Origin of the sequence: Paenibacillus mendelii (assembly GCF_024498075.1) — a bacterium.
Taxonomy (GTDB): domain Bacteria; phylum Bacillota; class Bacilli; order Paenibacillales; family Paenibacillaceae; genus Paenibacillus_Z; species Paenibacillus_Z mendelii.
Window position 1 is genome coordinate 1,511,421 of sequence record NZ_JANHOF010000001.1, and the last position, 15,137, is coordinate 1,526,557.

13 protein-coding genes are annotated in these 15,137 nt (G+C 48.9%); 2 read left to right on the forward strand and 11 right to left on the reverse strand.

What is annotated here, in order from left to right; all coding sequences use genetic code 11:
- Positions 1-16: 16 nt before the first annotated feature.
- From NNL21_RS06890 to NNL21_RS06915, 6 genes are all read right to left on the reverse strand, one after another.
- Complete coding sequence (locus NNL21_RS06890; RefSeq protein WP_204816649.1) at positions 17-910, reverse strand: carbohydrate ABC transporter permease; 894 nt, start codon at positions 908-910, stop codon at positions 17-19.
- Positions 911-930: 20 nt separating this feature from the next.
- Positions 931-1,821 (reverse strand): ABC transporter permease, encoded by an 891-nt coding sequence (locus NNL21_RS06895; protein ID WP_204816650.1) that lies wholly within the window; start codon positions 1,819-1,821, stop codon positions 931-933.
- Positions 1,822-1,899: 78 nt separating this feature from the next.
- On the reverse strand, positions 1,900-3,558 hold the full coding sequence (locus tag NNL21_RS06900; protein ID WP_204816651.1) for an extracellular solute-binding protein: 1,659 nt from the start codon (positions 3,556-3,558) through the stop codon (positions 1,900-1,902).
- A 166-nt stretch (positions 3,559-3,724) separates the two neighbouring features.
- Positions 3,725-5,473, reverse strand: a complete 1,749-nt coding sequence (locus tag NNL21_RS06905; RefSeq protein WP_256555099.1) for a sensor histidine kinase — start codon at positions 5,471-5,473, stop codon at positions 3,725-3,727.
- Positions 5,473-6,855: a response regulator transcription factor gene (locus tag NNL21_RS06910; protein ID WP_204816653.1), complete on the reverse strand. Its 1,383-nt coding sequence runs from the start codon at positions 6,853-6,855 to the stop codon at positions 5,473-5,475. The genes NNL21_RS06905 and NNL21_RS06910 overlap by 1 nt, the downstream gene beginning before the upstream one ends.
- A 994-nt stretch (positions 6,856-7,849) precedes the next feature.
- Positions 7,850-8,287 carry a phytanoyl-CoA dioxygenase family protein gene (locus tag NNL21_RS06915; protein ID WP_204816654.1) on the reverse strand — a complete coding sequence of 146 codons (438 nt, stop codon included), beginning with the start codon at positions 8,285-8,287 and terminating at the stop codon, positions 7,850-7,852.
- A gap of 64 nt (positions 8,288-8,351) precedes the next feature.
- Between NNL21_RS06915 and NNL21_RS36465 the strand changes: the two genes are divergently transcribed.
- Complete coding sequence (locus NNL21_RS36465; protein WP_373567528.1) at positions 8,352-8,495, forward strand: adenylyl-sulfate kinase; 144 nt, start codon at positions 8,352-8,354, stop codon at positions 8,493-8,495.
- A gap of 110 nt (positions 8,496-8,605) precedes the next feature.
- Positions 8,606-8,875, forward strand: coding sequence for a hypothetical protein (locus tag NNL21_RS36470; protein ID WP_309145313.1), 270 nt, complete (start codon positions 8,606-8,608; stop codon positions 8,873-8,875).
- Here NNL21_RS36470 and NNL21_RS06925 read toward each other — a convergent pair.
- The 5 genes from NNL21_RS06925 to NNL21_RS06945 form a co-directional block, all read right to left on the reverse strand.
- Entirely contained in the window at positions 8,854-10,656 is a 1,803-nt protein-coding gene (locus tag NNL21_RS06925) for an ABC transporter ATP-binding protein (RefSeq protein ID WP_204816655.1), read from the reverse strand. The genes NNL21_RS36470 and NNL21_RS06925 overlap by 22 nt on opposite strands.
- 13 nt (positions 10,657-10,669) lie before the next feature.
- Positions 10,670-11,605 (reverse strand): phosphoenolpyruvate carboxykinase (ATP), encoded by a 936-nt coding sequence (locus NNL21_RS06930; RefSeq protein ID WP_204816826.1) that lies wholly within the window; start codon positions 11,603-11,605, stop codon positions 10,670-10,672.
- Positions 11,606-11,714: 109 nt separating this feature from the next.
- Entirely contained in the window at positions 11,715-11,855 is a 141-nt protein-coding gene (locus NNL21_RS06935) for a paeninodin family lasso peptide (RefSeq protein WP_204816656.1), read from the reverse strand.
- 30 nt (positions 11,856-11,885) lie between these two features.
- Complete coding sequence (locus tag NNL21_RS06940; RefSeq protein WP_204816657.1) at positions 11,886-13,826, reverse strand: asparagine synthase-related protein; 1,941 nt, start codon at positions 13,824-13,826, stop codon at positions 11,886-11,888.
- Positions 13,827-13,968: 142 nt separating this feature from the next.
- The gene (locus NNL21_RS06945) at positions 13,969-15,135 is read right to left on the reverse strand and encodes a nucleotidyltransferase domain-containing protein (RefSeq protein ID WP_204816658.1); all 1,167 of its coding nucleotides are present in this window, start codon (positions 15,133-15,135) and stop codon (positions 13,969-13,971) included.
- Positions 15,136-15,137: the final 2 nt, after the last annotated feature.

Below are 15,137 nucleotides of genomic sequence, written 5' to 3' on the forward strand. Positions count from 1 at the left end.
CTCTCCTCCTATATACTTACTCTTTAACGGAACCTAGCACGATCCCATGGACAAAATATTTTTGCAGGAACGGATAGATGACCAGCAGCGGGATCATGGCAATGATTAATTTGGCCCCATTAAGCGTTCGGTCCGATGCTTTACTAAGTCGAATGAGGTCATCCGTTGTCATCCCTTTCATTAACTCCGGATCAATTCGTACAACAAGCTGCTGAATATACGTCTGAAGCGGATAGTTCTCCGGCTTACTCATGAAAATAAGTCCATCAAAGAAAGAGTTCCAATGGCCAACGATGCTAAACAACGTCACTGTTGCGAGCGAGGGCAATGAAACCGGGAGAAACACCTTGAACAGCGTCTGCCAGGGTCCGGCGCCGTCGACAACGGCCGCTTCATCCAGCTCCTTGGGTAAGTTGCGGAAGAAATTCATAATTAGAATGACATTGAATATCGGTACCGCACCCGGCAGAACGAGCGACCACAGCGTATTCTGGAGATGAAGCTCCGTGACCGTCATGTATAAGGGAATCAGCCCGCCGGAGAATAGCATGCAGAATACCAAGTACCACATATAAATATCGCGACCCGGGAATATTCGGCTAGGCTTGGACAAGGGGTACGCCATAATAACGGTGAGCGCCATATTAATGAAGGCACCTAAAAGCACTCGTTCCACGGACACCCTGAAGGCCGCAAAGAACTTATGATCCTCTAAGATGATTCGATAGGAAGTCAAATTAAATCCCTTCGGCCACAGCAGTACGTCTCCAGCATTCGCAGCCGACTTCTCACTGAAGGAAATCGCCAGCGTATGTACCAGCGGGAACAGCGAGATGAATGAAATGATGGCAAGAAGAACTACAATGGTAACGTCCGTACTCTTGCTGAACAACGTTGTTGATTTGACCATATCATTTCTCACCACTTTAGTTAGAATATTCGATAGTTCGCATATTTCGAGGCCAATTTATATGAAATCATGATCAGTATAATTGCAACTACGGATTTCAAAAGTCCGACGGCCGTTGCCAGCCCATATTGGTTCTCAATTAATCCCATGCGGTACACATACGTGTCTATAATATCGCCTGACGAGTAGACGAGTGGATTGTAAAGGTTAAAAATTTGATCAAAGCCCGCATTCAAGACATTTCCTAAGCTTAACGTGACGAGCAGAACAATCGTAGGTGTAATACCAGGCAGCGTAATGTGAATGAGCTTCCGGAAGCGATTGGCGCCATCGATCTCGGCAGCCTCATATAAAGACGGATTAATACCGGTCAATGCGGCCAAATAGACAATAGCCGAAAAGCCGAATTCCTTCCAAACGTCACTGCCTACTACAATGGGCCGAAACCAAGTATTGCTCGCCAGAAACATAACCGGCTCAAAACCGAATAATTTGAAGATCATATTCATTACACCATCCAGCGACAGCATGGAAACCATAATACCCGCTAAGATGACCCAGGACATGAAATGTGGCAAATAGACAATCGTTTGAACAAACCGTTTGAACCAGCTCACTCTGACCTCATGAAGCAGAAGAGCAAATATAATGGGAACGAACGTCCCGACTACAATCTTGGAAGTAGCGATTACGATCGTATTGATAAATACCTGTTTGCTGTCTGGGATATCCATCATAAATTTAAAATTCTCGAGTCCGATCCAATCTTGTTCCCAAATTCGGATACCAGGGATAAAGTCTTGAAAGGCGATCACGATGCCGAACATGGGAATAATGGAAAATATGAACAGGAGAATAATACCTGGCAGCAGCATTAGATGATAATTCACAATAAAGCTTCTGTTCCTCATATGTCCCTGCCACCTGTCATTGGATAAGCAAGGGTCGCTCCTTTGTAAGGCTGAAGAGCGCCCCTTGCTTGACTCCGCTTATTTTTTTATTTCTTCATTAATTTCCTTCAAAACTTCGTCTCCGCCGATTTTCTTCCATTCCTTCACAAAATCATCGAATTTATCAATGGGCTCGTCACCGAGTACGATTTTCAAGAAGGTTTCATTCTCGAGCTTCGTCAATATCGCCCACTTGCGCTGCATCGTGGCTGTTTTACCAAAATAAACGTTCCTCACGATATTGAATTTGTCCGAACCAAGCTCCGCCGTTCCATCCACTCTCGCTGCTGCGTTCGACCATGCCGGAATATCCTTCTTCGGATTTTCTTTGTTTTTCAAATAATCGTCATAATAGCCCTTTAATTCATCATTCAATCCGGAGGGATCTTGGGCATCGAGGGCCTTCTTCAGTTTGACATACACATCATACGCTGCATTCTCACTGTCCAATTGCAGACCGAACGGCCATACGCCCCAATTAATGCCCAGCCCTTTATAGATATCGGCTGAACCCGGGTCCAGGAGACGAATACCTTCGGTTTGCACGTTCAACACCTTGAGAACGGCTTCCGGATGCTTGTAGTTCTTATTCACGACAAGGAAATTCGCCGTTGGATCTTGATCATAAATATTAAATTTGCCTTCACTGTCGAGCGGTCCGGTAAATGGCCTCCACTCTGCTTTCATATCATTCTTAACGGAATCCGGCAGCGGTCCGTACGGGCTCCACCATGGACCGAACATAATCCCAACCTTGTTGCCGGCAATGAGCTCATTCGGGTCTTTGCGCACAGCAAATTCTTTATCGAGGATTCCTTTTTGGTATAATTCCTGGAGCTTCGCCAATGCTGTTTTCATCTCTGGAAGGGTTGAGCTGTACGCAACCTCACCGCCCGCGTCGTTGATGAACTGTCCTTTATACGCTTTGTAAGCACCGAATATTGGGTCCAACGTATTTGGCGAGTTCCAGCCCGTAAGCTGGGGAAGTGATGTGAAGCCTACTGTATCTGCCTTGCCGTTTCCATCGGGATCCTTCTCAATGAACGCCTTGGCTACAGACTCCAGTTCATCCATTGTCGTCGGCATCTGCATGCCAACCTTATCGAGCCAATCTTGTCTAATCCAAGTGAAGCTATGCTGCCCACCAATCTGAGTATCGGGGAAGGCATACAATTTGCCGTCAAAGGTAGCTCTGCTCAGCACTCGATCGCCATACGAATCATAGTAGCCTTTAACGAGGTCGCCAACATAATCCTTGTAGACATCTGTTAAATCCGCAACTAAATCCGCTTTGACCAGCTGCTTTAATTGTTGTTCGTTGACGATGAAAGCATCCGGCAGATCCTGACTGGCGATGGTGACACCGATTTTTTGCTGGTAAGCGTCTCCCGTCTCGGTTTGCCAGGCGAACGATACTTTAACATTCAGCTTCTTCTCCAAGTAACGGAAATACTCATTATTCTCCAATGTATCTCCGTTAGGAAGCTTCAGATCCTTCGTATTGTAATTCTTCGCAATCTTGAGCGTAACGGGTTCGTTATACTTGCCGTGAGGATCCTTGTCTGCCGGATTATTGGTTGATGCCGCTTCTTTATTGCCCGATGAAGACGAGTTATTCGCTGTATTATTCGAATTCCCGCATGCCGTCAACAAGAGTAAAAGTGATGCTAACAACAGTAATGTGACCCTCTTCTGCATACTCTGTTCCCCCAGTTATCAATTTGTGTAACACAGCTATCGTAATTCACCCGGCTCGTTTCGCGAATGAGAACACAGTCGAATTCATGGCGAAAATGGTTGCTTCGATTGAAAGGCCATCATTTTCGACGAAATTCATACCTCTACCGACCAATTCCAACCACGATTAGGATTCTAGCGACAGGGGAATAGAAAGGGTAACAATTGTTCCCTGGCCGACCGTACTGGATATCTCAAAGGTATAGCGGTTCTCGTAATGCGCTTCAAGCATTCTCCGGACATAATTGAGTCCAATACCGAGCCCTGTCCGCTTACTCTTCTGGTTCTCATCCGCTAATAAGCAATCGATCTCTTCTGCCGTCATCCCGCTTCCGTTGTCCATAATATGGATGACCATAGCCGTGTCAGCCTTCGTTATCTTCACTTCGATGAGTCCCTTATCCGTATCGATTCCGTGATAGAGCGCATTCTCAACCAATGGCTGTAAGATGAACTTCGGGATCGTCAACGTCGAGGCTAGAATCGTCTCATCCACCTGGAACAGAACATCAAATTCATAGTCATACCGGATTTGCTGAAGCTCAATATAGTCCTTGAGAGCCGCTAATTCTTCCTTGAGCTCGACCGTCTCGCCTCTTTTATCCAAATTATAATGAAGCACCCTCGTGAAAATAGAAACCATTCGGTCAATATCCTCTTGGCCGTTCATTCTCGCCATGAACTGTATGGAATTGAGCGTATTATGAATAAAATGAGGATTAATCTGATGAAGCAGCTTCTCCACCTCTAATTGTCTCTTGGCTCGCTCGCGGTTCTCGACCTCTAGAAATAAGAATTGAATGCGCTCCCGCAATTGATTCATCTTCTTCACGAGAACATCGAATTCGATAATTCGGGTCAATGTCATCGGTTTATTGGATTGAAGCACATCGACCTGCCCAATATCATGTCCGATCTTCTTCAATGGCCGATAAACGGACTTCCAAATGACTGCTGCAAATATGATACTTATGGCAATTCCCCCAAGCAAGACAGCGAGAAACTTGGTTAACCAATTATTAAATTCCTTGTTAATCTCGCCTTTATGGATCGTGACAATCAAGCTCCACCCTTGCTCGCTGTCGACCTTATACAAATAATAGTCGTCCGTCTTAAGTGAAGCGCCCATCTCCTGCAGCTGCTGAAGTCTTGCTCCTTTCGGGAACTCTCTATTTAAATCCGTAAAGACAATTTGCCCCGTTTGGTCCAACAGGACATGCGAGACCTCCATGCCATATTGATGCTTGCTAAGCAGCTTCTCGAAGAGCTTCACATTCGTTTCCATGTAAACGTAGTACGAGCCGCTCTCACTCGGAGCACCCGGAGATTCGACAGGCCGCACCAAGGAAAAGACGTCGTATTCCCCATACCGATAGGCCGTCTTTCGCGGTCCGTAGAAGGTAACGCCATTTACTTTGGAGGATAGCGTTGTGGCGTCATTATCGTTCATGAACCCGTCCCGAACCACAAGGTTGTTGAACATAACCTTTCCACTATCGTCATAATAGAGAATGACACCCAGAAAGGGATTCGTAAAATTAACGAGATTCAAGTTCTTCTGTATCTCTTGCCGCAGGGCGTACTTCTGGAAATTGCTCGGATTGATTAAGAGATCATAAAAGTTCTGTCCCACGCTTCCCTCCATGGAGAGCTGAAGCGAGGCGTACTCCATATTATCAAGCGTGCTCTCAAGTCCTGATTTCACATTAATCAGCGTATTCTTGATACCGCTTTCAATCTTGTTGCTATAAATCTCCTGAATGGCTACATAGCTAATCGCGCCCAGCAGCACAAGGGGGATAAAGACAATGAGCATCAATACCGAGAATAGCCGCCTGCGTAAGGATACATTGATGTCAGTTCGCATGAGTCGCATCACTTGTTTATTTCTCCTTGCTGCATTCTTTTCCGGTACTCCGTCGGATTCAGACCATATTGAATACGGAACAATTTGCTGAAATACTTCTCGTCTTTGAAGCCGCTCTTCAAGGCAATTTGATAGACCGGCTCATTACTTTGCACCAGCAAATGCGCCGTCTTGGCGATCCTGCCTGCCCTCACATAATCACCGAATGCCATGCCAAGGATGTCCTTGAAGCATTGACTAAAATAACTGCTGCTCATCAACAGCCTCGAAGCTAGCTCGTCCCTGTTCAAGCTGACATCATGTCCTTCTTGAATATAGATCACAGCTCTAGCTATCGTCGTGATTACAGCTGGCGAGTAGGGAATTAATTTCATTTGCTGCATGAGCCGCTCCCTTATGAAATCCAGCCTTTCCTTCCATTCATACCAAGCCGCGAAAGCCTCATTCCTTATTTCTATTTCCCATCCGGTTCGCACAATGGCCTGCCAAGGCTGCAGGCAAGTAAGCAACAGTTGAAACAATTCAGCAGGATCGATTCTGCTATTCACGGTTAGACGAATAGCGTCTTCATAAGCAGCTTCATTCGTCATCCATTCCTGTGCTTCCCAAACCTGAATCACTTGGGACTGTTCTGCCGCGCCCTTGGAGCATTCGTACGGGAGAGTTAGCTCGTAATAGGATTGTCCCGCCTTCCGTTCGTAGAACAGAAACACGGGGATAATCTTGCTCAAATGACCGCTCAGAGCGGCTGCATTACTTGCGGTTCTGTCCATTATTCGAACCACAGCCCAGTCTCCCTGTTGATACCAGGTTCCGGTCGGCTTCCTATCGGCCTCCAGCTCCATGACAGCGGGAACAAACCACGAATGGCCGGAGATTTCTACCAGGCTGTCTTCCGCTGCCCATCCATGACCGATGATCAACTCTTTACGATGCTCCCCCTTGAGATCGGCAAATACATATCCGCTGAAGCTCGCCTGTTTCACAGCCGGTATAAAGCGATGCGTCTTCTCATACGAGACTCTTTCGATGATCCTCGTAAAGATATCATCCAATTTATCTTGTTCGAATTGTGTTTTTACGATGTAATCAATCGCCCCAAGGCGCAGCGCCTCTTGTACATATTCAAAGTCCTGGTGACAGGTCAGCACAACGATCCATACATGGGGATAGTGTTGGCGGACAGCCTTCATCAAATCAAAACCATCCATGACCGGCATCGAAAGATCGGTGAATAAAAAATCCACATGATGTTCCTTCAGAAAGTCCAACGCGCTCTTCCCATTGTTCGCCTCACCAATGACCTCCATACCGAATTTGCTCCACGGCAGCAAGGCTATCAGTCCTTTACGAATTAGCTTCTCATCGTCTGCAATTAATACATTGAACATCTCTTAGGCCTCCCTGCGAAGCAGTAATGTCGTGCGGTGTAAACATATGATAATGTACATTATCCCATTTTTCTTCCGTTGTCCACAGATGGATGAGTGGGCAGATCGGGAAGAAAAACAGAAAAACACGCCATGATGAATGGCGTGTTTTTCAGGAATAATCCTTTTATTCGAAGACGCTTATAACACAAAGACAGCCGCAAATGATCACGTATTGAATTCTTGTTCCCATCCGGTATTACCGGTCATCCAGCTCGACAGATCTACCGTATTACCAAGCGTAGTAAAGCCATCTTTGTTCAGGAGTTGTTCTTGATTATCAAACAGATCGTCGATTGTAAGGTCTTTCTTCCAGAAATCTTTGGTTTTTGATCCGATAAAATTCAGGGCTGCCCGGCCGGTGGTATGCTCCCCAAATAGTAGACAGGTGAAATAATAAAAACCTGATGCTATGAGGGGAGCATTTTCATGTCTAGAGTTCAATATAACGCGAAGGAGAAACTCGCCAGTATCGAAGAGATCGAAAGTGGTGAACTTGGCCTCATGGCCGCTGCGTATAAATGAGGGATATCCAAAACAACCTTGGTGAAATGGCGACGTCGGTATGAAGTCTATGGTTTCGAAGGGTTAGAGGTAGGTTCGAACAGGCACCCGCAGCTATTCCGCAGAACTTAAGCTTCAGGCGGTGTTGGATTACATCGAGGGGGAACTATCCCAATACGATCTCATTGATAAATACAAGATTGCGAGTAGAACAGCTATCGAACTGGGTGAAGAAATACCGGAACAGCGGTCAAGATGCGCTGCAGGATGGCCGTGGCCGTAATAAGGCAGAAGCGGAGTTAACCGACGCAGACTCGGTAATTCGTTGAAGGTATTATTTCATCCGGCCTGACCAGTCCTTCTGCGTAGAAAGAGACCCGATTATGCGTCTCTAAATAAGATGATTGTCTACATCGGTATAGCTGCAATAAACCGTTCTGGAGTTGCTGCCTTAATACAGATCGATTTTTCGTTTCAAATCTTTCCGCAGCGTTATATTGGAATCGTGCCGTATATAATGGCAAACATAGGATCTGCGGAATCTGTCCTTTGTTTTGTTGAGAGTAGAGGAATGGACGAGCAAACTGTGAAAAAACAGTATATCCCCTTTTTCCAATACAACGGGTATTTCTGCCGTCAAATCCACGCCTTCCGTTTCCATTGTCCAATCCGCGTGCTCCAAGATGTTTTTCACCTTTCCGTGTGGGAGCGGTCCTAGCTTGTGACTGCCTGGAATAACCCCGAGGTATCCGTTTTCTTCATCATTTTTCTCCATCGCAATGGACACAGCAATCATTGTATTCGGTTCATGATGAATATATTCGAAATCTTGATGCGCTGCTTGTCCTTTTGAGCCAAAAAGCGGCCATATTTCACGGCAGCATTCCATGGTAACGAGGCAAGACAGTCAGCGGAGAACCCGTCACAATAGATGTGCGCTCTGATTCACCGGTTTGTCCGGCTCGGAAAAATCGACGCTCGCGTTCGCTTTGGAAAAGGAGCTTCATGCTAGAAATATCGCTTCCTATGTCTTGGATGGGGACAATATCCGGCATGGCCTCAATCGCGACCTCGGATTTTCGAGTGACGAACGGTAAGAAAGCATCCGCAGAATCGGGGAAGTTTCGAAGTTGTTCGTGGACGCCGGCTTTTTGTCTTGTCGGCTTTCATCTCGCCGGACGAGAAAGACCGCCTGATGGCCAAAGAGATGTTCCAGCCGGGCGATCATATCGAAATTTACGTGAAATGCTCGTTGGAGGAATGCGAGAAGAGGGATCGACGGCAAATACGACATCCCCGGCAGTCCGGATCTGATCATCGATACGGAGCACATGACGGTCGACCAGTCGCTGGCCTTCCTATTGGCTTACCTGGTGGAGCGGAACTACCTCGCAAGCTGTTGCTCTTCCTTGTGCCGCTGCTTGCGGGGCGTTACCGGCTATTTCGTGGATTTGGTTATGCGTGTACCCCGGCTTGAAACTCCAGCAGTTTGCCGAACGTCCCCTTGGTGTCCGCGGAGAGCTGTTGAAATCCGCCCCGCTGGATCACCTGCCCTTTTTCCAAAACAAGCACTTGATCTGCGTTCCGGATGGTCGACAGCCGATGGGCGATGACGATGATCGTCGTTCTGCCCTTCAGTCGATCCAATGCGTTCTGAATTTTCGCCTCGTTCTCGCTATCCAGCGCGCTGGTCGCCTCGTCCAGAATAAGAATCGAAGGCTTCCGCAAAATCGCCCGGGCCAATACGATCCGCTGCCGTTCCCCTCCCGAAAGCCTCACCCCGCGGTCTCCGAGGACCGTATCCAGTCCCTGGGGCAAATTCCGCACGAATTCATCCGATGCGGAGAACTGCAGAGCCTCCCACATTTGTTCCTCGCTTGCATTAGGCGAGGCGATGAGCAGGTTTTCCCGGATGCTTGCATGGAAAAGGAACGGGTCCTGCGAGACGTAGCTCACGGACCGCCTCAGCGAGAAGCTATCGTCATTCGCAAGACTTTCTCCATCTACCAGAACTTCTCCCTCTTCCGGCCGGATGAGTCCGATCAGAATATCGATCAAGGTGCTCTTACCGGCGCCTGATTTGCCGACGATGGCCGTCATGCTGTTAACCGGGATCGATAGGCTAATATCATGAAGGGCATAGGAGGAGCCGCCGCCGTCATAGCGATAATAAATGCCGTGGCATTCGATCCCTTTCCCCATGCGCACGGGTTTGCGCTTGGATGAGATGTCGAAAGAATCCAGTTCCTTGGCCAGCGCGCAGTCCCTTTGAAGCTCCGCAAGGCTCTTAAAGGCGGGCAGCGACTGGGCGATCTGCTCCCAGTTAGCCTGCAGAGTCGAAAACTTCGGCCATAACCGGGAAAAGATCACGATAATCAACACGAGCTTCTCGGCCGGTATAAGGAAGACTTTCAAGGATAAGAAAACAAACAGCGAGATTAGAATAACGGATGTCACCTTGTAAACATACTGGGAGGCGGACTGCGTTTTCCCGAAATGAACGAGATTATCCTCCATTTGGCCGCAAAGTGTACGGAACCACGTCAAATGCTTCGCTTCCGTCATGTTGCTTTTAATGTCCTTCATGCCGTTGAAATGATCGGTCATCCCGCCGATATAATTTTGCGCGAGCTCCGATGTTTGATCCCCTATGGTTTTCGATCGTTTAATGAACTTGCTGGAATAGACCGCAACCGCCAAGCCACAGATCAGGACCATGGCCGTAAGCTTTACCGACAACCACAGCGCAAAGCCGATCTGGACTGCGGTAAACAGAAGCGTCGTCGTTAATCGCAGCACGAGATAGGTGCTCATGCTGACGCGCATCAGCTCGTTCGTCATGACATGCGTGAAGTCGGATCTTCTATTTCTCAGAAAGAAAGCCCAATTCGCCTGCAGCAAGCCTTGATAAATTTCCACGCGAAGGTACCTAATAAATCCGTGTTGAATTTCCAAATTCAAATTGGTTTGCTTGCGCTGCATAAGGGCATGACCTGCAATCAATAGAATGAACCCGCCCAGCAGCACAGGCAGTCTCATCCCTTCCGGAATGGCCTGCAGCGGATTGACCAAATACGAAACGAACGGAATTCCGCTCGTATCCATGTGAAATATCCCGATCAAACCGAGCGCGGGGACAAGCAGGAAGATGCCGATGCCCTCTAGGAAGCTGATGAGCGTCATGCCGATCAGATTGACATAAAGCTTGAATCCGGCAAATTCGCGCAGTTTTTTGATGTATATCAGCAGATGTCTCAATTCCGGTCTCTCCTTATCCGTGCGAAATCTTCGCGTCTTCATTTACCGCATTCAGAATTCGGCTTACCAAATCGTCAATGGTAAATCCAACAGCCGGCCTGCGCAATTGGTACATGCTGACGCGATCGAGGACTGATACGGAGGTAGAGAAATGCCAATGCTCCAATCCCAGATGAGCGATCAGGAAAGGGCGGTAGGTATGATAGCGGAGGATAGGCAGCCGATCCAGTCCCTGGAGATGACGAAGCTCCGTCGCTTCCTTGTCCGTCTTCGCGAGTTCGAAGATGCCTGCCAGCGGAATAGGCTCCTTGCAGAACCCGGACGTTACGGGTATCGCATATTTGGTCTCGTACAGCGGAAAATAGCGTTCGGACTGCATGCCGAGCTTGTCTAGGCTTTCCTGCCAGAGCTTTTGCTGCGGATAAGCGGGAATGACGAAGGGGACGCGGACGCGTTCAAGCGTTACGGCAATGACATCGTCGGTTAGAAGCGGATAGCCGAGCCTTAGAAAGGCGGCAGCAAGGGTCGATTTGCCAGCGCCGGAATCGCCTACGAACGCATAGGCCTTGCCGTTAATGACTACGGCGCTTCCGTGAAGAGGCAGCAGCTTGCGCTGGAACAGCAGCGCACCCATACAGGTTCCGAGCAGATACAGCCGTACGGCGGTTTCTTCGGCACCGGTCGCCGGAGAGAAGCTGATTCGGTTTCCTCCCCGCACGCTGTAAATCCCCGTGCCGTCTATGTTGAGCATAAATTCGCCGTTGTCAAACGCATAATAATCGTCGTTGCCTTTTCGCTTATTCCATGCGCAAGTCAAGTCTGCCTTCTCGATATAAACATCCGCGTCGCAGGCTTGATCCGTTTCACGCAGCAGCTCCGGCAAAGCGATATCGCTCGCGATCGTCAGCCCGAATGCTTTGTAGATCGTCCGTATGGCAGTAGGGTTCATTTTCATCACCTTTTTTCTCCAGTAGAATCGAACTAAACAATAATGAAGAAGCCCTTATACGCTTTTATTCGCATAAGGGCCAAATGGTGCTGTCAGGGATCACGGGCATTTACGATTCATGGGCCTGTCCGTTATTGCTGCCTTTGCCGTTCTTGTCCGGGTACACCCCGTTCGGTCCGCCCATCGTCATGTTGACGTCGAGTACTTCCAACGTTGGCTGCTGCCATTCATTCCGCGTTTGCTTTTCCATCTGTTTCACCTCCTCTCATAGTATCGCTTATTATTGGAATTGCCGCAGGAATCGGTATGCAATCAAGGCTCGCATCAATAACCTGGCATCCGTGTCGTAAGCGTACTCCGGCTTGGGGGTTTGTCCGATTTTCTCGAGCGACGTCTTGATCTGATCCACGTTCAAATAATGCGAGGCGACGGGATCGCGGCATAACTTCCGCAGCTCTTCGATAAAACAGCGCCACATCGGAATCATGCGATGAATCCAATCCGCCCCTTGAACGCCGCGAACGCGTTGGTTTAACCGAACGTCATCAGGCAAATACGATTCGGTCGCCCTTCGGACGAGCGAACGGTCCATCCCGTTCTGGACATACTGCTCGATCGGCACGGACAGGCAGAAGCGAACCACTCTCGGATCGGCTGTCGGGTCCCGTTCCCAAACGGAGTAGTGCAAGGAAAACTTGGTTATGGATGTACCTTGATGGTTAGAGGCTGCCAAATTTCCGAATTGATAGTCTCTCGCCTCGAACTCGTCGAATGAGGCGCCTTCCAAGCCGACATCATGAAGGCGAAGCTTTTCGAAAACGTTCGTTCTTGCCGCCAAATCCGGATGGATGACATTCGGAATTTCGTTCTTCGGCCTTCTGGAATAAAAAGATCGGGTCGCATATGGAAAGGCTTGTTTGCCGATGATGGGTAGCAACCGGGATCTTCCGATATTCATTCGTCTTCCATAATGCTTGAGCTCGCGGTAAAAATGGAACCAGCGCAGCTTCCTTAAAAGTTTGGCATAATAATCCATGGCCGGGCCCCAGGAAATGGAGTAATTCCCCCGCGCGCCAGTCAAAAGCACGCCGACGCCATCCTGCTGAGCTTTTTCAAGAATCCCTTTGATCCAGAACGAATTCTCGAAGAACTTATAAGGCGCCTCCAGAAGCCCAATCAAATCGTCGATTTCATCGAACGAGTTTCTGCCTGGAAAATCCAAGCCGTTGTGCGTGATATTCCCTACGTGCCGTACTGCGGCTTGAATGTAAGGACTTTCGTCGGCAACCATCCTTCTCGAGGTCCAATCCACGAAATCGGGCGAAGGAACGTAACTGTAGGTATGCAAGGTTTTCCCTTCTTTAAGCAAAGGGTTCGCGGCAAAGCCGACAACTGCGCCGGAGTCCAATCCTCCGCTTAAGCTTGCGCCGACCTGCCGGAATGTCCGAAGCTTCGACGTGACGGCTTCCTGGAAAACGTCTCGAAACGCTTCCTCGTATTCGCCGTTCGTTTTCAGCCGAAGCTGCTCCCGAGGCGCTTCCAACGAATCGTACTGCCCCAGCGCCAATTTCCCGTCCTCGACCGTAAGCCAGTGTGCTGGAGGCAGCTGCTCGATATCGCGGTATACCGTGGCATTCACCTCGATGGAGTCGAGAATAATGGGAATAGCCAGAAACTCCGCAAACCATGACTCGTTAAGCGCCTTCTTGACGCCGGTTAGTTCGAATAACGGATTGACCGCTGTGCAAAAAGCGAACTGCCGCTCTTGCCGGTGATAATACAGCGTACGGCTTCCCAATAAATCGCGGGCTCCGAACAGAAGGCGCTTCTTCTCATCCCAGAGGACAAAGGCGAAATCGCCGATCAAATAGCGAGGGGCTTCCCTCTCCCATTTCAGGTATGCCAATAAAATAAGCTCGCTGTCGGTCATCCCTTTCCGCCGGTCATGATCAACCTGCAGCCGGTTAAACAATTCCTCCCGGTTGTCGATGATCGCATCCGCGGTTATGGCCAGCCGTTTGAGACCGTCATAATAGGGCAGACGTTCATGGACCGATTCCGGTGTAATCCATTGGGCATGGCAGCCCAGAAATACGGGTCCGTTTTGCCAGATTTGCACGTCATCGGCCGGGTATCTTCGCAATGCTTGCATAAGCTTCTTGCTGTCCTCTATCGATACAGTCTCTTCGTCATAACAAAGAATGCCGGCAATTGCGCTCATATTTCCTCCGATGTTGCTTGACATCCCGCTGTGCGGAATCGTTTTATCATATCCGGCAGTAAAAATGCCTTATTTTTATATTATTTCGAATATTCACTTTACTTTAAGGGGGTCGTCCCTGGATTAGCATGTGGAGGGCTTATCAGGCTCCCTGCCTCACCTGCCGCCATAACCAAACGAACGGCCTTAAAGGAAAATACAGAAAATGCAAGGACTTCGGAAGCGGCAGCGCCTCTGTATCCCGGAAGCTGGGATATAACTGACTGATCAAATAAACCGACTTTTGCCACTTCGTCTTCAATGCAAACAAATATCGTTTATACGTTCTGTCCAATTCCTTGGAGCCCGGCGCAAAAGAGACCATGTCCCGGATGAAATAGAGCGCACGCTGCGCCAGTTCGCGCTGATGCGCGCCTAGGAGCATCGGCCCTGCTTCATGCGGAATCGGCGTACGGAACAAGCCGGAGGCCAGCGTAAGCGCCTGCCCGCCCAAATGCAGACAGTGGTAACGGCGCATGAGCGGGATGAGCATGCCCCAATTCAAGTTTCGGCGCGCCATCCTGTCGATGTCCGCCAGCCAGCGGAGCCGAAACCAGCCGTGACGGGCGCCATGCGATACGAGATACATGAAGAGGTCTTCGCTCCCGAGCAAAAAGACGTCATGTTTGGATAGCGGGCTGCGCCTTCTCCGTTTCCAGAGCTCTTCGAACGGCGGTTCTTTCCCCATGTCGGAATTGAGCCGCCAATGAATTTCCAATTGAATTCTCGTTTGCGGGTGCGTAAAGGAAATATGGTGAACCTTCCACTTCCAGTTGAATACGCGCGGAACGCTTTTATCGCTATTATAGCCAAGCTGTAGCAGCATGTTCTCCACGGTCTCGACGTCGGCCATCGGAATGAGAATGTCCAAGTCCTTGGACGTCCTGAGAGAGAGATCCCCGTATAAATCCTGGGCAAGCACCGGCCCTTTCAGGACTAACGGAAGTACTCCGTTCTCCTGAAGGGTCCTGCAAACCCGTTCCATTTCTCCGCTTAAACGAAGCATTTGAAACGTATTTTGAACGAAATCGCGATGAAGGACTTGCAGAACATCGGCAGGAATCAATTCGCTGGTTTTCATAGTGGCATACAGCTGCGGATAAACCCGGTGATGTCGGACCAGTGCCAGAAATTGATTCCAATCGATGTTCGGCAGCGATGGTTTATCCGATTGCTGCGCTTGTGGATCGGCACCCGTCCGCATGAACGCCAGCATGATGTTTAATTCCTCCGGAAAAGCCCTTAAATCAAGCGTACAATCGTTATCCATAT

Bases quoted from the DNA above. Each gene is read 5' to 3' on its own strand.
- NNL21_RS06935 (WP_204816656.1), bottom strand. From the start codon at position 11,855: ATGGAAAAGCAAACGCGGAATGAATGGCAGCAGCCAACGTTGGAAGTA.
- NNL21_RS06905 (WP_256555099.1), bottom strand. From the start codon at position 5,473: ATGCGACTCATGCGAACTGACATCAATGTATCCTTACGCAGGCGGCTA.
- NNL21_RS06910 (WP_204816653.1), bottom strand. From the start codon at position 6,855: ATGTTCAATGTATTAATTGCAGACGATGAGAAGCTAATTCGTAAAGGA.
- NNL21_RS06940 (WP_204816657.1), bottom strand. From the start codon at position 13,826: ATGAGCGCAATTGCCGGCATTCTTTGTTATGACGAAGAGACTGTATCG.
- NNL21_RS06900 (WP_204816651.1), bottom strand. From the start codon at position 3,558: ATGCAGAAGAGGGTCACATTACTGTTGTTAGCATCACTTTTACTCTTG.
- NNL21_RS06915 (WP_204816654.1), bottom strand. From the start codon at position 8,287: ATGGAATGCTGCCGTGAAATATGGCCGCTTTTTGGCTCAAAAGGACAA.
- NNL21_RS06945 (WP_204816658.1), bottom strand. From the start codon at position 15,135: ATGGATAACGATTGTACGCTTGATTTAAGGGCTTTTCCGGAGGAATTA.
- NNL21_RS06930 (WP_204816826.1), bottom strand. From the start codon at position 11,605: ATGAACCCTACTGCCATACGGACGATCTACAAAGCATTCGGGCTGACG.
- NNL21_RS06895 (WP_204816650.1), bottom strand. From the start codon at position 1,821: ATGAGGAACAGAAGCTTTATTGTGAATTATCATCTAATGCTGCTGCCA.
- NNL21_RS36470 (WP_309145313.1), top strand. From the start codon at position 8,606: ATGTTCCAGCCGGGCGATCATATCGAAATTTACGTGAAATGCTCGTTG.
- NNL21_RS06890 (WP_204816649.1), bottom strand. From the start codon at position 910: ATGGTCAAATCAACAACGTTGTTCAGCAAGAGTACGGACGTTACCATT.